At 37.0% G+C, this 21,303-nt stretch carries 13 protein-coding genes; 8 read left to right on the forward strand and 5 right to left on the reverse strand.

Going from position 1 to position 21,303, the window contains the following annotated elements; genetic code table 11:
* Nucleotides 1–169 precede the first annotated feature (169 nt).
* The 4 genes from GJU43_RS16830 to GJU43_RS16845 form a co-directional block, all read right to left on the reverse strand.
* Nucleotides 170–2,485, reverse strand: coding sequence for a BamA/TamA family outer membrane protein (locus tag GJU43_RS16830; RefSeq protein ID WP_154342133.1), 2,316 nt, complete (start codon nucleotides 2,483–2,485; stop codon nucleotides 170–172).
* A complete protein-coding gene (locus GJU43_RS16835; protein WP_154342135.1) occupies nucleotides 2,469–7,571 on the reverse strand; it encodes a translocation/assembly module TamB in 5,103 nt (1,700 codons plus the stop codon). Before GJU43_RS16835 ends, GJU43_RS16830 begins: the two co-directional genes overlap by 17 nt.
* Before the next feature lie 218 nt (nucleotides 7,572–7,789).
* Nucleotides 7,790–8,746, reverse strand: a complete 957-nt coding sequence (locus GJU43_RS16840; RefSeq protein ID WP_154342137.1) for a GSCFA domain-containing protein — start codon at nucleotides 8,744–8,746, stop codon at nucleotides 7,790–7,792.
* 22 nt (nucleotides 8,747–8,768) lie between these two features.
* Nucleotides 8,769–9,146: a GxxExxY protein gene (locus GJU43_RS16845; RefSeq protein WP_370455653.1), complete on the reverse strand. Its 378-nt coding sequence runs from the start codon at nucleotides 9,144–9,146 to the stop codon at nucleotides 8,769–8,771.
* Nucleotides 9,147–9,718: 572 nt separating this feature from the next.
* Here GJU43_RS16845 and GJU43_RS16850 point away from each other — a divergent pair.
* Complete coding sequence (locus GJU43_RS16850) at nucleotides 9,719–11,464, forward strand: ABC transporter ATP-binding protein (RefSeq protein WP_154342139.1); 1,746 nt, start codon at nucleotides 9,719–9,721, stop codon at nucleotides 11,462–11,464.
* 159 nt (nucleotides 11,465–11,623) lie between these two features.
* Here GJU43_RS16850 and alaS read toward each other — a convergent pair whose 3' ends face one another.
* Complete coding sequence (gene alaS, locus GJU43_RS16855; protein ID WP_154342141.1) at nucleotides 11,624–14,260, reverse strand: alanine--tRNA ligase; 2,637 nt, start codon at nucleotides 14,258–14,260, stop codon at nucleotides 11,624–11,626.
* Nucleotides 14,261–14,517: 257 nt separating this feature from the next.
* Here alaS and GJU43_RS16860 point away from each other — a divergent pair, with 257 nt between their 5' ends.
* The 7 genes from GJU43_RS16860 (at nucleotide 14,518) to GJU43_RS16890 (ending at nucleotide 21,135) form a co-directional block, all read left to right on the forward strand.
* Nucleotides 14,518–15,495 (forward strand): M23 family metallopeptidase, encoded by a 978-nt coding sequence (locus GJU43_RS16860; RefSeq protein WP_154342143.1) that lies wholly within the window; start codon nucleotides 14,518–14,520, stop codon nucleotides 15,493–15,495.
* Between the two features lie 49 nt (nucleotides 15,496–15,544).
* Nucleotides 15,545–15,877: a MerR family transcriptional regulator gene (locus GJU43_RS16865; protein WP_154342145.1), complete on the forward strand. Its 333-nt coding sequence runs from the start codon at nucleotides 15,545–15,547 to the stop codon at nucleotides 15,875–15,877.
* 33 nt (nucleotides 15,878–15,910) lie between these two features.
* The gene (locus GJU43_RS16870) at nucleotides 15,911–16,498 is read left to right on the forward strand and encodes a LemA family protein (protein ID WP_154342147.1); all 588 of its coding nucleotides are present in this window, start codon (nucleotides 15,911–15,913) and stop codon (nucleotides 16,496–16,498) included.
* A gap of 82 nt (nucleotides 16,499–16,580) precedes the next feature.
* Complete coding sequence (locus GJU43_RS16875) at nucleotides 16,581–17,018, forward strand: TPM domain-containing protein (RefSeq protein WP_154342149.1); 438 nt, start codon at nucleotides 16,581–16,583, stop codon at nucleotides 17,016–17,018.
* 3 nt (nucleotides 17,019–17,021) lie between these two features.
* Nucleotides 17,022–17,849, forward strand: coding sequence for a YgcG family protein (locus GJU43_RS16880; protein WP_154342151.1), 828 nt, complete (start codon nucleotides 17,022–17,024; stop codon nucleotides 17,847–17,849).
* Between the two features lie 78 nt (nucleotides 17,850–17,927).
* On the forward strand, nucleotides 17,928–18,341 hold the full coding sequence (locus GJU43_RS16885) for an Rrf2 family transcriptional regulator (RefSeq protein ID WP_154342153.1): 414 nt from the start codon (nucleotides 17,928–17,930) through the stop codon (nucleotides 18,339–18,341).
* A 247-nt stretch (nucleotides 18,342–18,588) separates the two neighbouring features.
* The gene (locus tag GJU43_RS16890) at nucleotides 18,589–21,135 is read left to right on the forward strand and encodes a TonB-dependent receptor (protein WP_154342155.1); all 2,547 of its coding nucleotides are present in this window, start codon (nucleotides 18,589–18,591) and stop codon (nucleotides 21,133–21,135) included.
* Nucleotides 21,136–21,303: the final 168 nt, after the last annotated feature.

The following is a 21,303-nucleotide window of genomic DNA, read 5'->3' on the forward strand; positions in this document are numbered from 1 at the left end:
GCCACTAATTACGCGAATTTTCACTAATCTATACTTTGTGTTTATTTATTAGTTTCAACAGCTAAAATTTTACGAAATTCATTTTAAAAATTTTAAAAATTCGTGTCAATTGGTGTAATTCGTGGCTAAGAAACTCCAGCCTTATTATAAAATTCGTAGCAAAAAAAAATTAAAAAGGATATCCTATCGCAATATTCAGAATCAAATTGTCTTTTCTCCAGGGACCGCTTCCGAAGTTGATATCATCAATTACCCATCTTTTTCCTTCAGGCAGGTAAGGGATTCTTAAAGGAAAAGCTAAATCGGTTCTCAACACCAGGAAAGACAGATCAAAACGCAATCCGGCTCCTGCTCCCACCGCAAGCTGCTTCATAAAATCTTTAGTGATTTCTGCACCCGGACGGTTTGGATCATTATGCAAAAGCCAGATATTACCGGCATCTACAAATAGGGCTCCCCGTACGATACTAAAAAGTTTTGCGCGGTATTCGGTATTAAATTCCAGTTTTAAGTCGGCAGACTGATCTGGTACATAATCATTTGCAGTGACTTCTGCTTTATAACTTCCCGGGCCCAGCGATCTTGCCCTGAAAGCACGAATACTGTTGGTTCCTCCCACCACAAACTGTTTGGATGTTGGAAGTGCATTGGAATTTCCGTAAGCGTATCCGACGCCCAGAATCACCCTGCTGGCCAATTCGCTTTCTTTTCCTAATTTTAAATAATGCCTTAAATCTGTTTTTACTTTCACATATTGGCTAAACGGAACATCAAATATATTTTTGACATTGTCTTTTTTGATGTTGGCACCTGTTACCAGTCCGGTAATATTTCCGGCTAAATCTAATTCACCATTAAAATAGAATGTATTTTTTTTACGCTTTTGCATGGTGTTGGTGTAGGTAAACGAATAGGTCGGCCCAAAAATCAATTGCTTTTCGATTACTTTTCCTAATGCCTGATCTTGTTGTATATCTGCCAGATATTCATCAGTTACATGATTGGGACTTACATAGGTCACATCAATAACATTTAACTGATGTTCTTTACGAATGTTTTCTTTCCACAGATATCCGAATGACGTATTAAACGAATTCAGCGCATACAATTGCGTTCGGTTTTGATATTCATAGCGAAGGGTAGCTTTAGTCCTTGGCACGAATTCGCTGTTTCCCTGAATATGAAAGGGCGTAATAAATCTGGGCCAGGTCAGACTGGTTTCTGCTCCAAGTTTAAAAATATTCTTTCCGCTGTTCTTTCCGGAAAGCTGAAAATCGGCACCTCCAAAAACAGATACGTTAAATAATTCGGCTCCGCGAAAGAAGTTTCTGTTGTTCCAGTTGACATTAATTTCGGTTCCGGTATAACTTGCCGAGTTGGTTTTACCCAAAACCTCCACACGAATGAATTTTTTAGGCAAAAGCGTTAGGTAATAATACGAATCCAAAGTATTTGGTATACTGTCTGATTCCCTGAACTCGTTTTTTACAAAATTAAAAGTTCCAAGATTTACAAAACGGTTTAGGGTCAGATTGTGGTCTTTTCTGTTGTACAAATCTCCTTTTTTAAAATAGATCGTCCTGTCAAAAACCCTTGGTTTAAAAGTATCTGCGGTATCTATAATTGTAAAATCGTGATACTGTTTGATATCTCTTTTGCGGTATACTACACTGTCGTTTGACAAGGTATAATTCGGATAAACAAATATATTACCAATCTTATAGGCCGTCAATGCTTTTGCAGGCGCCTCATCTTTTATGACCAGCCTGATTTTAACTTCATGATCGCCTTTGCTGCTGTCTACTTTGGCCAGAATATAATCGGGATTAAAATAGTAATATCCTTTTTCCTTCAGTCGTGCATCGATTCGTTCTCTTTCGGCTTTAATAAGATCCAGATCATAGGGCTTGCCTACTTTCAAAAGACTTCTTCTGGCTGATCGGGCAATAATTTTGGACATTTTCAGCGAATCGTCCGGAAAAGTGACACTTTTTATAATGTATTGTTTTTTCGGTATAACCGTATATTCTGCTGTTACCCTTTTGTTTCTCACGGTAGAATCTGCACTGACTCTGGTTTTGAAATATCCACGATTTTCAGAGAAATTTCGTAAAACGGACGCATTATAATCCAGATCAACCTTACTGAAAAGCACAGGCGGCTCCCCCACTTTATTTCTTAGCCAATATCGGATTCCTTTTTGTTTTTTAGGTTCTCCGGCGATATTGTAGATCCATAGTTTGGGTTTTAATCCAAGGATTTGTTTATTCGGTTTAGGGCGAAGCAGGCCTTCCAGTTCCTTCTCCAGTGCTTTTCTTTCTTTCTTTTTGATAATGGAATCTTTTACGGCTACAGAACCTCCTGTATACAGCAAATCGCCTTCCGGCAGGTATTTTGTATTACTGCATCCAAAAACAAAAAATAAGGACAGCCCTATAAAATACCGGATACAACGTGTTTCTATATTGCTATGTTTTTTGCTCATTTCCTTCAATTTGATTTTCCGGTTGATTTTCCTTTTTTGCCTTTTCTTCTTTCTCTTTCTGTTTTCTTTTCTCCTTGCGGACTTTTTCTTCTCTAATCAATTGTCTTTCGGCTTCTGTACGGTGAAAAAGTTCACGGAATTTATTGTAACTCATTGTGATTATAAAAGCGACTCCGGTTTCTACCACCTGCCCTTCAACGGCCACCTGATATTGATTTTTTCGATACGCCCGAACCATGTAACGGCCGTCTTTTGTAAGCTGATAATCCAGAGCAACGTCACCGGCGATATTAGTACTTTGCTCGTTGGCGCGTTCCTGGCCTTCTACCCCAAAACTGCTTCCTACGGTCACCTTCAATCGGTCGTCGAGTAATTTTTTAGAAACCGCAACATTCAGATCGGTTCTGTTTTCCATCGTTCCGGTCGTATAATCTTCTGTAGATTCGAGATCAAATTCTAACTGAACCCCTGTAATCAGTTCTCCCGCAAGATCATTTAACTGCTGGGACAAAATTTTACTTACACTTTGTCTGGCCAGTGTTGCTGCACTTGTACCGCCACTTTCGCTTTCAAACGGATTTTCACCCACAAATCGATTCAGTAATAAAAGTGCAAAAACCTGTTTGTTTAATTCGTTCGGATCTTGTTCCAGCTGTTTTAGTTTGGTCTGAGTAAGTTCTACTACATTAGATGCCACATCATAATTCCCGTCCGGCAAAGTAATCCCAAACGAAATCTCAGGTTTCAGCAATTCGCCATTCATCTTTAATAAAGTCTGAAAAGGCAGTTTTTGCTTAAAGGTATTTTTAACTGCCGGATCCATTCCTGAAAGCTGATTCCCAAGCAAATCAATGGGAGCTGTATTCACTTTATAAATGGCTGTAATGTTTAGGGTTGCCATTGTTGGTTCGCCGTTCCAGACGATAGAACTTCCTTTCTGGATGTCGAATTTTCTACGGATGGCATTGAAATTCATTTCGTAAGCTCCATCTGTAAATTCGTATTTACCTGTTAGTGTAGTTTTTCCTGATTTGTCAATACCGCCAACGAGCTGCGCTTCTCCTTTCAGGTTTAAATAATCCCCATTTCCTTTATCAATGACCAAAGTAAGTTCTGCTTCTTTATCGATCGTAATGGCCACGTTGACATCCATGCCTTTTAACTCGGCCTGATCGAGTTTGTTTTTCATGTCAATCGTTTGTTTCAGATACATATTATCTTCGTCTACAAACTCAACAATTCCTTCTCTGTCCGCAATAGAAGGATCAGATTGTGGCAAAACAACACTGAATTTTGTTTCTTTATTTATTTTGATGGTTCCGTCAATAACAGGACTTTCAAGGTTTCCTTTGATGTTTAATTTTGTATCTAAAAATAAATCGCCGTAAAACAAATCATTATCCGGAGCTTTCGAATGAATCGCCCTGAAATCTTCTGCCTGAACTACTAATGCAAAATTAAAATTTCTGAAATCTGCCGACTGGATTGTTCCATCGACGAATAGCTCATTGTCATTTTCATCCAAAAGAGAGAATTTATCAAATGAAATGATTTCGTTATCGAACGTGATTTTCTCGTTATTGGTTTTGAAATAAGAATTCAGTTGTGTGATTCTGAAACCGGTATCATTAAAGTTTAATTCACCGGCAATTTTTGGTGCTGCTGTATTTCCTGTGATTTTGAAATTTCCGGACAGAAATCCGGTTCCTTCGGTAACATTACCCATTGTGAAGCCCTGAATGCTTTTGATATTCAATTTATCGATCGCAACATTAAAATCTAAATTGCCATCGTTGATTTTGTAATTCCCGGTAAGGTTTACATCGTTTCCTTCACCGCTCAACACTACATTGGCCGCTAACGTATTGGCTGTTTTATTATCTACTTTTATGGCAATATCTCCAACGGGTTCCGCTTTAAAAGCAAAACCATCTATTTTAATGTCCGAAGTAAAAATGGGCGATGTCATTACGTTTTCGACCAATGCATTTCCATTAATTAAACCCTGCATAAGCAGTTTGTCTTTTTTGACAATATTCAGAATGGTTTCAATTTTGAAATTTACGAAGTCAACTTCAATCGGTGCATTATCCTGATTATTTTTAGACTGTATTTTCAGTTCGTTTCCGGAATTTGCCAGAAAAAATTTATTGATAAAAAGCCTTTTATTGCCCAACTCAATTGCATTTTCAGGGTCGATACTCCATTTATCGTAATTCAGCACAAAATTTTCAGGATTGATTTTCAGGATATTTTTACCATCCTGACGCAGAAATTCTCCGGCAATTACATACTGTTCTTTCTCTTTGGTATCTTTTACCTGCAACGCATAGGTAAGAATATTATTTTCGACTTTACCGGACAAACTGGTAAACGGAACTTTCAATTCACCGCTTTCAATGGTAGCCACAGAAATCTGATATTCCAGCGCGTTTTCTTTGCCTTCTATATTTATTTTTCCGTCGGAAATGGTATTATTGGCGTACACAATTCGCGGAATCGTTCCTTTTATTTCCAAAGAATCGGTTACGTTATTGTATTTCCCTGTAATTTTAATCGGTTCCAGTCCTGTTAGTTTCGGAACCAGTTTAAACAATATCGGATCATTATCCAAGGTCAGTGTAAAAGCCAGTCGCTGTTCGTCTGATTCCCCGTTTACTTTCGGATTTTTCAAATCCATGTATTTGGAGAGCGATTTCTTTATGGCCGCTGTTAAGGTCGTCAGCTTGTACTTTCCGTCTACTTCAGCTTTTAAAAACTGCGAGCTTAGCTTGATATTGTTTCTGGTATTATCTGAAAAAGCAATGATACGAACCGAATCTAAAACGATTGGTTCGGCAGCCTGTAAGATCTGAATATTCGAAAGAAATACTTTTCCGTTTAAAAAATCCGGATTACTGTTGGCGATATCCGCATCAACATTTCCGCGTAATTTCATTGGGCCGGCATGCAGGTTCAGTTTTTCGAGATCGGCTATATCCAGGTTTAATTTTAATTTTACGGATGGATATTTGTCTTTGGTATCGCCACTGGCTACAAGATCAAAATTCAGATTCGGGTCTTTCATCCCGGATTTTACCGCAAAAGATCCGTTTTCGATATGACCTTTCAAAGCCAGATTTCTGTAGGTATACCTGTTGAATACCGCCTTCTGAACAATGCCGTCAAGTTCTGCCTGAGCGGTTTTAGGATCCAAGCCCTTTCCTTTTACTTTTGCTTTCAGCGTGATTTTCCCAATGGAATCGTTTTTGATTAATCGACCCAAATCGAAATCAAGCAAATAAACCGTTGCATCGTACTTCTCTCTTTTCTTAACGCGCTGGTCAAATAAAGCGTCGACTTTTGCATTTCCGAAACTACTGTTTAAAGCTAAATTGGTTTTGAAATTCTGAACGGAACCTTTAAATTTCCCAACTACATTAAATTGTGAAGGCAGCTGAATATTTTTCGGAATGGTTCCTGCCGGCACAAAAGAATATACGTCTTTAGCAGTGCTGGACAATTTTTTAATATCCAGATCGTAATAGGCTTTTTGGGCATCCGGCAAACCTTTAATTTTTCCTGAAAGAGAAACTCTTGTGGTCCCGATTCCGCTCATTTCGAACAACGGAATATTCAGATCTTTTATTTTTCCGCTTAAACGGGTATTCAGGTATAAAACTGCGTTTGGATTACTTTTAAACGGATTCGACTTGCTTAAATCCGGAGCGAAAAGCAAAATATCTTTGAAACCAACTTTCGATTGATTTAAATTGGCGTCTAAAGTCAGATTTCCTAAATCTTTTTTTAATGCGGCAAGTGAGGCATATTTTACCTCAATTTTATTCTGTAGAAGTGTTTGTGGCGTTCTTACATATAAATTCTCCAAAGAAGCATTTTTTGGTCCGTAAAAGAAATTGGTTTTTAGGGACTGAATTTGCAATCCGCTTTTTTCATTGGCGGCAAGTGCTTTTATATTTCCGGAAATGGTATCGTTTCCATAATATAATTTTTCTGCACTAAGATTGAATTTGCTCAGATCAAGATGACTGTAATCGATTCCTTTTGGAGTTGGTTTGGACTGCATATCATCAAACCTGAAGGCGATATTCTGAATGTTTACCCTGTTTAGTTTTACTTTCCAGCCGGTTTGTTTTATCGAAGTCGAATCTAAACTCGGCGCTTTAATTTGTTTGTCTTTTGTACCTAAGCGTAAGTTTCCTTTCAGATCTTTCAATTCGAAAAAATCAAAATCCAAAAGCTGTTTGTTCAGGTCAATTTCATTGACTGTTAAATCTAAATTACCCAGTTTTATTCCCGAATCCAGTTTTGAATCTTTATTATCGTAAGCAATATCAATTTTTGATAAACTTATTTTATCTAATTTTAATTTGAAGTCTTTTCTTTTAGAAATGGTGTCAGCGGTTTCAACAGAAACTTCGGCAATTTTTTCTACCGCAGCCTGATCTAAAACCAATTTCAATCCGTTTAAGTTAATATTCGGAATATCGAAATCCATTTTATCCAAATCGAATTTGTTGAATTTGGTATCAAAATGCGTCAGTTTTACTTTTACATCATTTTTGGCAAAATCATCTTTAAAATTAAAATTAACATGATCGAGATTTACTTTTACTACTGCTATTTTAAAAGGTTTACTGTCCGGATCTTTGGGTTTATCATCTTTTGATTCGAATGCTTTAATAATATAATCGAAGTTGAATACACCTTCTTTATTTCTCGAGATATTAGCTTTTACATTTTCAAGTGAAACGGAATTAATTTCGAGTTCGCTGCTAAGCAGTTTAAATAAATCGACATCAACTTCTAATCGTTTACCTGCTAATAAGGTATCTTTATTTTGATCTTCAAAGTAAAAACCTTCCAGCACTACATCCTTAGGGAATTTTATAGAAATATGATCCAATGAAACCTTGGTTTTTATTTTGTTATGAAGGTAGGTTACGGCTTTGTCTTTGACATAATTCTGAACCGATGGTACCTGGATTAAAATAATAAGAAGTACTAAAAGTGCAATAATAGAACCTACGCACCAAAGCAGTATGCGTAGTGTTTTTTTAAGAAAATGAATTGATTTCTTATTCATATGTCAGTAAAACACTTTTAGATTAGAATTGCGTTAGTATAAAGACTGTTTTTGTACAGGTTACAAAATTGTAAAATATAAACTTTAACAATTTACATAATTACAGGCAATTATTCTAAAATTTCGCTGCCAAATAGTTAATTTCTTACTTTTTATTTTACTGTAAAAACCCTAAGACACACTAATTTTTGCTGTAAACGCTAGTTTTTATTTGATTTTTAAAATCTGATGTGCGGTAATTTTTCTCCCAGAAGATGCATTCTTTGCTGCAGTTTGGCTAAGAATTTCTGATGTTGCTCCGATTCGGGATTGAAACTTCTGTGGCGCAGGCTTTTTTGTATTTCTTCTACTTCCTGCATTGTAGGCAAACTGTTCTCTGAAATATAATTTTCGCCAAATCTTTTCCAGATATAATCAATTGCTACGGGATTGGGATGCAGCATATCTTCGGCATAAAAACGATAATCGCGAAGTTCGTCCATCATGATTTCGTAAGAAGGAAAATATTCTGAGTTTAGATTGTAGAGTTCAGATTTTAGATTGAATTGTAATGCCGTAAATAGATGGGACTTACTGAGTTGATTTTCTGTGAAACCATCTTTTATATGGCGAACCGGGGAAATGGTAAAAATGAAATTGATATTAGGATTTACAGCCTGAATTAAAGCGATGGTATTCTGAATGCTTTTCTGAATGATGTCAACGGATAATAATTCTTTTAAAAACTGTTTTTGCGGCACTTTGTGGCAATTGGCAACGATAGCATTACTTTCTATATTTTTATAAATCCACGATGTTCCGTAAGTGATAATGATATGTGTAGCTTGTTTTAGCTGGCAGTTGGTTATTTCTATCGCCTTATTCAGTGTTTCGAGTAATTCCTGTCGGTCTGAATTGCTTAAATCGGAATGTGTTTCGAAAGAATGCCAGCGTTCGTTATGAAAGAAAACATCTTTCTCTGTAAAGAATTCTTTACGAACTGTTCTTTCTGTTACTTTCTCGATAGAAACCGGATTGAATATTATTCCGAATGGATTTGTTTCATTCTGAAACTTAAAATAGTCAAACTTATCGGCCATATTTTCGGCAAAACAGGAACCCATAGAAATTATTTTCGAATTATAATCGATTGGATTATTGGTTTTTGAAATTGGAATCTCTGTTCTGAATTGCATGATTTTTTACTTTTAGACAAATTTAAAGATTACTGACGACTCTTTTGATGCCTAATTTAATAATCGGCACATTAAAATTAATTAAAAGGCCTAATTTCATTTTTGTGATTTTAAGGTAGGTTAGAACTTGTTTGCCATGAATCTCACTAATTTGTTCCATTGATTTGATTTCCAAAAGTACTTTATTTTCTACTATCAGGTCTGCTCTAAATCCAATATCCAGTTTTATTCCGCTCCAGTTCACGGGCAATGGCTTTTGTCTTTCAATATGTAATCCTCTTTGAGTTAACTCGTAATTTAAAATAGCTTCATAGACAGATTCTAATAATCCTGGTCCAAGTTTTACATGTATTCCATAGCAAACATCAACAACTATAGCTGCAATTTCGTTTTCTGTTATTTTATTTTTTTTTACAAAAAAAACAGAAAAAACTTACTAAATATATAGGGTGGCGTAAAAAATAGGCTCAAAAAATCACGCAAAGGCGCAGAGGCGCAAAGTTTTTACAAAGCTACCCTTAAAATAACTTCTTTACTTTGCGACTTCGCGCCTTTGCGTGATTAAACTATAACCAATAAAAATAAAAACTTCGCTCTTACAAGCGTGTGGCATTTCACGCAGAGGCGCAAAGACGCAAAGGTTTTTGCAAAGCCCGGATCAAAATATATTTTTTTACTTTGCGACTTCGCGATTTGCGTGATCAAACTATGTCCAACAATAATAAAAACTTAGCTCTTAGAAGCGTGTGGAATTTCACGCAAAGGCGCAGAGGCGCAAAGTTTTTTACAAGCTTTACTAAAGTTAACTTTATTACTTTGCGGTTTAGCGTGAAATAAAAAAACTCCTAAAACAGGCCACTTAAGAGTTTCAAATTTCAAAATATAAAATTTAGTTTTTTAATAACTAAAAAGCAACTTTACAGAGCCAAACAATTCACTACTTTTGCATCTTCTATAAATTTAACTTCACTTATGAAATTACTATATTCTTATATAATCAGACACAAACTGCTGTTGCTTTTTGCGTTGATTATGGCTACTATTAATATCTGCTTCAGTTTATCAGATTCCATCATTACCGGTAAATTAATGCAGGACTGCGGGGTTGGACTCGCGAAATACAAAGGAAATGAAATGGGTTTTATCAGGTCTTTAGCCTTCTGGCTGGGACTTTCCCTTGGTGCTGCCATGATTTCAAGAATCACCAAAAATTTCCAGGATTACTTTACCAATATTGTGATTCAGAGAACCGGGGCCCAGATGTATACGGACGGGATCAAAAAATCGCTGGATCTGCCTTACGCTGAATTTGAAGACCAGAGAAGCGGCGAAACACTGAGCAAACTGACCAAAGTACGTTCTGATTCCGAAAAATTAATTACACTTTCGATCTCCCTAATCTTTCAGACGATTATCGGGTTTGTCTTTGTCATTCTTTACGTTTCCCGAATTGATTACCGAATCTCGATAATCTTTTTAATTACGGCACCTATTATTGCTTTAGTGAGTTCGTATCTGGGCAAAAAGATTAAGATTGTTTCCAAAAAAATTGTAAACCAGACCAATGCTTTGGCCGGTTCAACCACAGAGAGTTTAAGGAACATCGAACTGGTAAAAAGCCTTGGATTAACGTACCAGGAAGAAAAGCGTCTGAATTTAAATACCTTTAAAATTCTTCAGCTTGAACTGCAAAAAATCCGTTTTATCAGAAGTTTAAGTTTTATTCAGGGAACAACAGTTCACTTTCTAAGAACCTGTGTTGTTTTTACTTTGTATTACTTTTTATTTGGAGGAAAAATTATTGTGGGAGATTTACTGACCATGGTGTTTTTTACCTTTTTTATTTTTGGTCCGCTTCAGGAATTAGGCAATTTTATTATAGCGCTTAACGAGACCAAAGTTTCCATGGAGAACTTTAGGGTTCTTTTAAATGCTCCAAAAGAATTTCGCCCGAAAAGTCCAAAACATGTCGGGGCAATTCAGTCTTTGCTTTTTTCCAATGTAAGCTTCCAACATAAAACAGCGAAATTTAAAGCCGTAGAAAATATTAATTTTGAAATCAAACAAGGCCAGACCGTTGCTTTCGTTGGGCCATCGGGATCCGGAAAAACGACGTTGGTGAAATTACTGGTCGGTTTGTATGTTCCGGCAGAAGGTCAGGTTTTTTATAATGAAATTGATTCAACTGAAATTGATTTGCTGGATTTAAGAAAACAATTAGGTTTCGTTACTCAGGACGCACAGTTGTTTTCCGGAACGATTCGGGAGAATTTATTGTTTGTAAAACCAAACGCAACCGATGAAGATTTGTATGATGCTTTGAAAAGGGCAAGTTGCGATAAACTGCTAAGACGTGCCGAAGATGGTCTAAATACTACAATTGGTGAAGGAGGAATCAAGGTTTCCGGGGGTGAAAAACAACGTTTGTCGATTGCACGCGCTATTTTAAGAAACCCGAATTTATTGATTTTTGATGAGGCCACTTCTGCTCTGGATTCCATAACAGAAGAAGAAATTAATGCAACGATCAGAAACATTTCGGACAAAAACAGAATCACGGTTTTAATCGCACACCGATTGTCTACCGTAATGCATGCCGACAGAATTTTTGTACTGGAGCAGGGTAAAATTATAGAGCAGGGTAAACACGAAGATCTAATCGTTGAAAGAGGTCTGTATTACGCAATGTGGCGTCAGCAGATTGGAGAACGAAAATAGATTTTTAAGGTACTGCGTTAATAAGGTGCTAAGCTGCTGAGCTTTTTTAGGCTTGAAATAAGAAACCCGACAGCTTATAAAAACTGTCGGGTTTGTCTTTTAAGGAAAACTTAAAACCTTAGTAACTTAGATTCTTAGCAACTTAGATTCTTAGCAACTTTATTTGATAAACTCAACTGCCTTAGCCAAAGCCTCAGCAATTCCATTGGCATTCTTCCCTTTTCCGGAGGCAAAAAATGGTTGTCCTCCCCCATTTCCTTCAATATATTTTCCTAGTTCCTTAATCACAGCATTTGCATTTAAGCTTTTGGCTGCTACCAATTCTTTAGCAATATAACAGTGGATATTTGGTAAACCGTCTTCAACTGAAGCTAAAAACACAAACGAATCTGCTTTTGAACTTCCCAATGCAGAGGCCAGGTCTTTTGTCGAAGCCATGCTTAAATCTACTTGTCTGGCAAGGAAATTTATGCCGTTTATCTCCTGAAACTCTTTTTCCAATTCGGTTTTTAAAGCACCCACTTTTTCTTTTAGCAGCTGCTCGATTTGTTTTTTCAGTTTCGCATTATCATCCTGCAGAGAAGCCACTGATTTTAAAATATCCTGTGGATTTTTTAATGTTTCTTTTATTTCAGCTAAAGTATTCTCCTGATTTTTATAGAAGTCTTTTACGGCATCACCTGTAATAGCCTCAATACGACGAATTCCAGCGGCAACTGCACCTTCAGAAATGATTTTGAAATGCCAGATTTCTGCTGTGTTTTTCACGTGAATTCCACCGCAAAGTTCTTTACTGTCACCAAATTCAATCATACGGACATTATCTCCGTATTTCTCTCCAAATAAAGCCATTGCACCTTTATCTAATGCTTCTTTAATCGGAATATTTCTGTGCTCTGTCAATTGCAATTGTGCTTCAATCTGCGCATTTACACTTGCTTCCACCTGACGCAATTCTTCGTCTGAAACTTTAGAAAAATGCGAAAAGTCAAAACGCAAATAGTTCGGATTTACCAGAGATCCTTTTTGCTCTACGTGAGTGCCCAGAAGGTTTCTCAAAGCCAAATGCATTAAATGCGTAGCCGAGTGATTTTTAGAAGTTGAACCTCTTAAATCATTATTGACTTTTGCTGTAAAACCGGCTTCAATATTTTCCGGCAATTGTTTTGCAAAATGAAGAATCAGGTTATTTTCTTTTTTAGTATCGATGATTTCGATCGTTTCATTGGCAGAAACCAACGTTCCTTTATCTCCAACCTGCCCTCCGCCTTCCGGATAAAATGGCGTATTATCTAAAACGATTTGGTACAGAATTCCGTCTTTCTTAGAATCCACTTTACGGATTCTGGTGATTTTTACGTCGTTTTCTGTTTTATCATAACCCACAAATGTTTCTACATTTCCAGGAATCAAAACCGACCAGTCTTCTGTTGAAACTTCAGAGGCAGCACGGGAACGTGTTTTTTGTTTTTGTAATTCAACTTCAAATTCTTCTTCATTATAGGAGAAACCTTTTTCCTTTAGAATTAGAGCTGTCAAATCTTTTGGAAAACCAAATGTATCATACAATTCAAAAACCTTAGCACCAGAAACTTCTGAACCGCCAGTTTGTGCAATTACATTATCTAACAACTGTAACCCCTGATCCAACGTTCTTAAAAAAGAAGCTTCCTCTTCACGAATTACATTGGTAACCAATTGCTGCTGCGATTTTATTTCCGGGAAAAATTCTCCCATTTGGTTTGCCAAAACTTCTACCAATTTATTGATAAAAGGCTCTTTTGTACCTAAAAATGTAAATCCGTAACGAATTGCACGACGCAAAATCCTGCGAATCACATAACCGGCTCCCGTGTTAGATGGCAACTGACCGTCAGCAATGGCAAAGGCAACCGCACGAACGTGATCTACAATTACACGAATCGCAATGTTTGTTTTGTTTTGTTCTTCTGAGATATTTTTTATCTCGTCAGATGTATATTTTAATCCGGTGATTTGTTCCACTTTTTCGATAAGCGGTGTAAAAACATCGGTATCGTAATTAGACGTTTTTCCCTGTAATGCCATACACAAACGCTCAAATCCCATTCCGGTATCCACGTGTTGTGCCGGTAGTTTCTCCAGGGAACCATCTGCCTTACGGTTGAATTCCATGAATACATTATTCCAGATTTCAACGACCTGCGGGTGATCATTATTCACTAAACTTTTACCCGTAACTAATGCTTTCTCTTCTTCTGAACGCAAATCAACGTGAATTTCAGAACAAGGTCCGCAAGGTCCCTGATCGCCCATTTCCCAGAAATTGTCTTTTTTATTTCCAAGGATAATACGGTCTTCATCAATTAATGTTTTCCAGATATCCCAGGCCTCCTGATCAAACGGAACATTATCTTCCTTGCTTCCTTCAAAAACAGAAACATAAAGATTTTCTTTTGGAATTTTATAGACTTCAGTCAGTAAAGTCCATGCCCAGTTGATCGCTTCTTTTTTGAAATAATCGCCAAAAGACCAGTTACCAAGCATCTCAAACATAGTGTGGTGATAGGTATCAAAACCTACATCCTCAAGATCGTTATGTTTTCCTGAAACACGAAGACATTTTTGCGTATCGGCTATTCTTTTACTTTTTGGTGTTCCGTTTCCTAAAAAATATTCTTTAAACTGGGCCATTCCCGAGTTATTGAACATCAGGGTTGGATCGTCCTTAAGAACGATTGGAGCAGAGGGAACAATTAAGTGTCCGTTGCTCTTGAAAAAGTCTAAAAATTGTTTACGTACGTCTTGTGATTTCATATTTTATTAATGTGCCAATTTGAAAATGTGCCAATTAAATAATTACTGAATATGCTAATTTGAAAATGTAAAACTTTTAAATTAAAAAACTTACGTCCTTAAACAATAAATCATCCAATTCATACATTATCTAATTATCAAATTCACTCAATTATCAAATTATTTTATTCTTGAAAAAAGCTCCGAACAACTGAAACATTTATTAAATTTGTTCGACTAACTATTTTACAAGCTGCAAAAATAGGGTATTTTAAAATATGGCGAAAGTAAAATATTATTACGACTCAGAAAATCTGGCTTATACAAAAATAAAAACCAGAAAGAGGATCAAAATCGGTTACGCTTTACTGTTTTTGCTGGCTTCAGCCCTGTTTGGCTTTTTGGTTTTCGTTCTTTTAGTGAACACTCCTTATTTTGAAACCCCGAAAGATCGTCTACAGGCACGTGAAATTGAAAATTTAAAACTGCAGTATTCGATCCTGAATAAAAAAATGGATGAGATTAATGAGGTAACGGAAGCGATAGAAGACAGGGATAACAACATTTACAGGGTTTATTTTAATAAAGCTGAAATTCCAGATTCGATCCGAAAATCAGGTTTTAAGGACCTGAAGCGATATAAAGATTTAGAAGGATATAACAATTCGCAGTTGGTACTGAATACCACCAAACGAATTGATAAACTTTCGAAACAGCTGGCTATTCAGTCCAAATCACTGGATGAGATTTTGAAGCTGGCGAGTGTCAAAGGAAATTTGCTTTTGGCAATTCCTGCCATTCAGCCAGTCCGGAATGAAAATTTAAAACGGGTTGCTTCGGGTTTCGGGTATCGAATTGATCCTTTCACGAAAGTGCGAAAAATGCATAACGGTATGGATTTTACGGCCAGTACAGGCTCTCCCGTGTATGCAACAGGCGATGGTGTGGTAGCAAGAGCTGACAATACAGCGTCAGGTTTTGGAAATCATATAGTCATCAGGCATGGTTTTGGATATGAAAGCCTGTACGCCCATTTAAGCAAATACAATTGCAGGCCCGGACAACATGTCAAAAGAGGCGATGTGATTGGTTATGTGGGGAGCACAGGACGTTCTGAAGGCCCTCACTGCCATTATGAAGTGCACAAGGACGGAAAAGTAGTGAATCCATTGAATTTTTATTACGGAAATATTTCGGCAGTAGAATACGTGGCGATTTCACATATGGCCAATCAGGAAAACCAGTCATTAGATTAACACTGCAAAAAGTAGTAAGTTTGAAGTAAAATACAGAAAAATATAAATCATGCATATTGAGCTTTCTAAAGATAAAAGATATTACAGCATTGGCGAAGTAGCCAAAGCCTTTAATGTCAACGCATCTTTAATCCGGTTTTGGGATAGCGAATTCGATATTCTGAAACCTAAAAAGAATGCAAAAGGCAACAGAATGTTTACACCGGATGATATTACCAATTTACAGTTGATTTATCATTTGGTCAAAGAACGCGGTTTTACACTCGAAGGAGCCAAAACCCATTTGAAAGAAGGACAAAAGAAAACATTAGATAAATTCGAAATAATACGTAAATTAGAATCCATAAAAACACAATTAACAGAAATCAAAAACGAATTATAATAAAAATTAGAAACAAACTTAAATTAAATACACATGAAAAGATTTTTGCCTTGGATTATTGGAGCAGTTGTTATTTTTGTAATATACAGCTGGGTTAAAGGAATTAACAACACTGCAGTAACACTAAATCAGACTGTAGAGCAATCTTGGGGAGATGTTCAAACGGCTTACCAAAGACGAAATGACCTTATTGGAAACCTGGTAAATACTGTAAAAGGTGCTGCTGAGTTCGAAAAATCAACTTTAACAGCTGTAATTGAAGCTCGTGCAAAAGCAACAAGCGTAACTGTAGATCCATCTAATATTACACCAGAGCAACTTGCTGAATTTAACAAAGCACAAAGTGGTGTATCTTCCTCTTTATCAAGATTATTAGTTTCTGTGGAGCAATATCCAACATTAAAAGCAAATGAGAATTTCTTAAAATTACAGGACGAATTAGCGAGTACTGAAAACCAGATTCTAACAGCAAGAACCCGTTTTAATGAAGCTGTAGCACCTTACAACAACCACATCAAAACATTCCCGAACAGTTTATTCGCAGGTATGTTTGGATTCAAAGAAAAGGCATACTTTAAAGCTGTTGACGGAGCTGAGAAACCAGTTGAAGTAAAATTCTAAAAAAGATTTAATATTTTTGATTACAGATTTCAGATTCAGTCTGCAATCTAAAATCTGTAATCTAAACTCTAAAATAATTTCAATGTCAAAAGTAGAAGATTTTTTATCCAAAGAAGAAGAACAAGAAATTGTTGAAGCTATTCGCGTGGCCGAAAAGAATACTTCTGGCGAGATTAGAGTACATATAGAACAAACAACTTCTAAAGTCCCTTTCGACCGGGCTTTAGAAGTTTTTCATGAATTAAAAATGGATGAAACCCAATTGCAAAATGGGGTTTTATTCTACTTTGCCGTAGCGGATAAAAATTTTGCCATTTGCGGAGACAAAGGAATAAACGACCTCGTTGATAGTGAATTTTGGAATTCTACCAAAGACATTATGGCGGCTCAGTTTAAATCCGGAAACTTCAAGCAAGGTATTGTTGACGGCATTTTAAGTGCCGGAGCGCAATTAAAAAAATATTTTCCGTGGTCAGCTGACGATACTAATGAATTATCAAACGAAATCTCAAAAGGATAAATAATGAAAATTTCCAAAAATAAAACTTCAAATTCTAAAGGAATCTTTCGTTTATCCTTTCTGTTAATTGCTTTTCTTACTATTAATTGTGCTTTTGCCCAATTTAAAATTCCGGAAAAACCAAGTCTTCAAACTTCAGTTTACGATTATGCGAATGTTCTGAGCGCTACCGAAAAAGCACAATTGGAACAAAAACTAATCCGTTATTCCGATTCTACGACCACCCAGATTGTAGTGATTACGATAGAAAGCCTGCAAAATGAAGATGTCAGCCTGCTGGCTACCAAATGGGGACAGACCTGGGGAGTTGGAGGAACGGCCAAAGATGACAATGGCGTTATTATTTTACTGGCCAAGAAAGAAAGAAAAATTGCCATTAATCCCGGTTATGGTTTAGAAGACCGCCTGACTGCAGGAATTGGCGGAGAAATTATCAGAAATATTATTATTCCCGAATTTAAAGCCGGAAGTTATTACAACGGCCTTGACAAAGGAACAAATGCCTTATTTGACGTTTTTAAAGGAAAATACAAAGGAGAACGCAAACAAACCAAGGGAAAAGATTTTCCGATCCTTCCTTTCATTGTTATTGTTGTAATTGTGTTAATTTTACTGTCCCGAAATAAAAGAGGCGGAGGCGGAAATTCAGGCAATAGTGGCGGAGGTCCTAGCCTGATGGATGTAATTCTGTTAAGTAGTCTTGGCAGAAGCGGCGGTGGTTTTGGAGGAGGCGGCGGTTTCGGTGGAGGATCTTCCGGAGGCGGCGGTGGCTTCGGTGGTGGATTTGGCGGCGGTGGTTTCTCCGGCGGTGGTTCAAGCGGAGGCTGGTAGGATTTTAGTCGCAGTTTTCAGTTACAGTCTCAGTCGAAAACTTATAATTCAAAATTTATAATTTATAATTCAATATAGATGTTATCACATAAAGCAAAATACGCCCTTAAAGCCTTACTTTATTTAGCAGAACAAGACGAAAATCACATTTCTAAAACCATAGAAATTGCTGATGGCGCTAATATTCCTAAAAAGTTCCTGGAACAGATTTTACTGGATCTGAAACGTGGACGTTTTGTAAGCAGTAAGCAGGGGAAATTTGGCGGATATTATCTGATAAAATCTAAAAATGATATCACTCTGGCTGAAATTCACCGTTTATTTGACGGTGCAATTGCGCTTTTACCTTGTGCTTCCTTAAATTTTTACGAACCCTGCTCCGATTGTAAAACTGAGGCAGAATGCACCTTAAGACATGGTTTAATGATCATTCGTGACGAGACTCTTAAAGCAATGCAAGGCATTACAATCGCCTCATTGGTAAAGAAATAAAAAAATATTTCCTAATTCCTAGTAAATCTATAGAATTTACATATATTTGCAAAAAAATCAACCAACAATTACAAAATTTTAACCCTATGAAATTACATTACAATCGATCAGGTGTATCAAAAAATCTTTTGCAAAAAAACCAAAATAGTCAATTCTCTAGTTTAAAAAACAATTCTTCTATGATGTGTATGTGGTGGTAAAAAAATTTAATACAAATTCTACTAATTACATATACTTAATATAAAAAATGAAAACATCTCTAAAAAATATACTTACACTATTATCTTTTTTAACCTTCTCTATCTCATTTGCTCAAAACATAGAAGGTGTTGTAACAACAAATGAAAACATACCTTTGGAAGCAGCCAATGTTGTCATAAAAGGAACAACTTTCAGTACCATTACAGATGCCAGCGGAAAATTCAGCATAAATACACAGGGAAGACTTCCTATTACACTTTTGATTCAATACACAGGGTATACAACTGCAGAATACAATGTTACTGCTTTACCGGCAACTCCCCTATTGATAACGCTTAATGAGGAAAATAAACTGGTAGAAGTAGTCGTTTCTTCAAGACGTCGTATCGAAAAAGTTCAGGATGTACCCATTGCCGTTTCGGTTATTACCGGTAAACAGGCTGAACAAACAGGTGCTTTTAACGTAAATCGTATCAAAGAATTGGTACCTTCGGTTCAATTATACTCCTCAAATCCAAGAAATACAGGAATCAACATCAGAAGTTTAGGTTCGCCTTTCGGTCTTACGAATGACGGAATCGATCCGGGGGTTGGTTTCTATGTTGACGGTGTTTATTATGCCCGTCCGGCAGCCACAACGCTTGATTTTATCGATGTAGAACAAATTGAAGTATTACGCGGACCACAGGGATCATTATTTGGTAAAAACACAACTTCGGGAGCGTTTAACATTACAACCCGTAAACCAAGTTTTACTTCCGGTGCAGACTTTGAAGTGAGTTATGGAAATTATGCTTTTTTACAAGCAAAAACCTCTGTTACAGGAGCCTTAAGCCAAAAAATAGCAGGACGTTTATCTTTTTCAGGCACACAGCGTGACGGTCTAATCGACAATGTTGCTACAGGAAGAGCGACCAATACACTGAATAATCAGGGAATTAGAGGTCAATTGCTTTATACACCTTCAGACAATACAAACATTATATTGTCAGCAGACATTACAACACAGCGTCCTGACGGATATGCACAGGTTGTTGCGGGTGTTGCTCCTACTCAAAGAGCTCCTTACCGTCAGTTTAATGCGATCATCGCTGATTTAAATTACCAATTACCAAGTCAGAATGCTTTTGACCGTAAAATCGATCACGATACACCATGGCGTTCCGGACAGGATATGGGAGGTATTTCGCTTAACATAGATACCAAAATCGGAAGCGGAACACTTACTTCTACGACAGCCTGGCGTTTTTGGAACTGGGATCCGTCAAATGACAGGGATTTTACAGGATTGCAGGTATTGGCCTTATCTCAAAACCCAACCAGACAAACGCAATTTACCCAGGAAGTTCGTTATGCAGGACAGCTTAATTCAAAATTAAGCGGTGTTGTTGGGGTATTCTTTATTGATCAGACCTCACAAACCAATGGTACCGAAGAATCCGGAAAGGCGCAATGGAGATTCTCTCAAAGTTCGACAAGCAATTTATGGAAAACTCCGGGACTTTTTGAAGGATACGGAATCAAAACTGATGCCCGCATTAGAGCATCCAGTGCCGCTGTATTTGGACAATTGGACTGGGCAGTTACGGAACGCTTACATGTATTACCGGGTTTACGTTATAACTTTGATAAAAAAGACGCCGATTACAGCCGTACCACTTACGGAGGATTACAAACCACTGATCCGGCATTACTTGCTTTGAAAAAACAAGTGTACAGCGACCAGGCTTTTGCCTCAAATACAGATAACACCGATTTCTCCGGAAACTTAACGGTTTCTTTTAAAGCTACAGACAAAATAAATGCTTACGCCACTTTTGCAAAAAGTTACAAACCCGTTGGTGTGAATGTAGCAGGACTTCCAACCAATTCAGCAGGTGCTCCTTTATTGGAACTTGCTGTAATAAAACCGGAAGAGGTAAATCATTATGAAGTGGGTGTAAAAACTTCTCCTTTCAAAAGTTCAATTTTCAATTTAACGTTCTTTAATACTGATATTAAAAACTTCCAGACTAACGTTCAGGCAGCAGAATTAGGGGTCAATCGTGGTTATCTTGCCAATGCAGATAAAGTTCGTGTAAGAGGTGTTGAACTGGATGCCAGTTTTGTAGTTACGGAACATTTAACGGTAAACGGAGCTGCGACTTACACAGACGGTAAATATGTTAAGTTTACCAATGCACCGCTTCCTTTAGAAGAAACCGGAGCTGCAGTAGCTTTTAAAGATGTTTCGGGAACTGATTTGCCTGGTGCATCAAGATGGGCAGGATCTTTGGGTGGTGAACTTTCTGATAAGGCAAGATTCTTCGGAAATGCAGGAAAGGTTTTCGTAGCCGTTGATTCTTACGCTCGTTCGGAATTTTCATCGAGTCCTTCTGCTTCAAAATATTTAGTCGTTCAGGGATATGCAATTTTTAATGCCCGTTTAGGTTTCCGCGCTTCTCAGGGATTATCTGTTCAGTTCTGGGGCCGTAACCTTCTGAACAAAGATTATTATGAGCAATTATTGCCAGCCGGAGGAAATACAGGACAATATGCAGGTGTTTTAGGGGATCAAAGAACGTATGGAATCACTTTAAAATATTCTCTGTAAACAATTTTGTTTTTTTGTTAATAGCAATTAACGGGATGCGTCATCTAAAACGTATCCCGTTTTTTTATATAAATTAGTATTGAAAATCACAAAATAGCTTTCAAAGCAAATTTAAAAACGAATCTTAATTTCTGTAAATACTTTCCGGTTTGCCTATATTCGCAGCCT

Origin of the sequence: Flavobacterium sp. LC2016-23 (genome assembly GCF_009674775.1) — a bacterium.
Classification (GTDB): Bacteria; Bacteroidota; Bacteroidia; order Flavobacteriales; family Flavobacteriaceae; genus Flavobacterium.

Bases quoted from the DNA above. Each gene is read 5' to 3' on its own strand.
- GJU43_RS16875 (WP_154342149.1), top strand. From the start codon at position 16,581: ATGTCAAAAGTAGAAGATTTTTTATCCAAAGAAGAAGAACAAGAAATT.
- alaS (WP_154342141.1), bottom strand. From the start codon at position 14,260: ATGAAATCACAAGACGTACGTAAACAATTTTTAGACTTTTTCAAGAGC.
- GJU43_RS16890 (WP_154342155.1), top strand. From the start codon at position 18,589: ATGAAAACATCTCTAAAAAATATACTTACACTATTATCTTTTTTAACC.
- GJU43_RS16830 (WP_154342133.1), bottom strand. From the start codon at position 2,485: ATGAGCAAAAAACATAGCAATATAGAAACACGTTGTATCCGGTATTTT.
- GJU43_RS16835 (WP_154342135.1), bottom strand. From the start codon at position 7,571: ATGAATAAGAAATCAATTCATTTTCTTAAAAAAACACTACGCATACTG.
- GJU43_RS16840 (WP_154342137.1), bottom strand. From the start codon at position 8,746: ATGCAATTCAGAACAGAGATTCCAATTTCAAAAACCAATAATCCAATC.
- GJU43_RS16870 (WP_154342147.1), top strand. From the start codon at position 15,911: ATGAAAAGATTTTTGCCTTGGATTATTGGAGCAGTTGTTATTTTTGTA.
- GJU43_RS16865 (WP_154342145.1), top strand. From the start codon at position 15,545: ATGCATATTGAGCTTTCTAAAGATAAAAGATATTACAGCATTGGCGAA.
- GJU43_RS16850 (WP_154342139.1), top strand. From the start codon at position 9,719: ATGAAATTACTATATTCTTATATAATCAGACACAAACTGCTGTTGCTT.
- GJU43_RS16885 (WP_154342153.1), top strand. From the start codon at position 17,928: ATGTTATCACATAAAGCAAAATACGCCCTTAAAGCCTTACTTTATTTA.
- GJU43_RS16860 (WP_154342143.1), top strand. From the start codon at position 14,518: ATGGCGAAAGTAAAATATTATTACGACTCAGAAAATCTGGCTTATACA.
- GJU43_RS16880 (WP_154342151.1), top strand. From the start codon at position 17,022: ATGAAAATTTCCAAAAATAAAACTTCAAATTCTAAAGGAATCTTTCGT.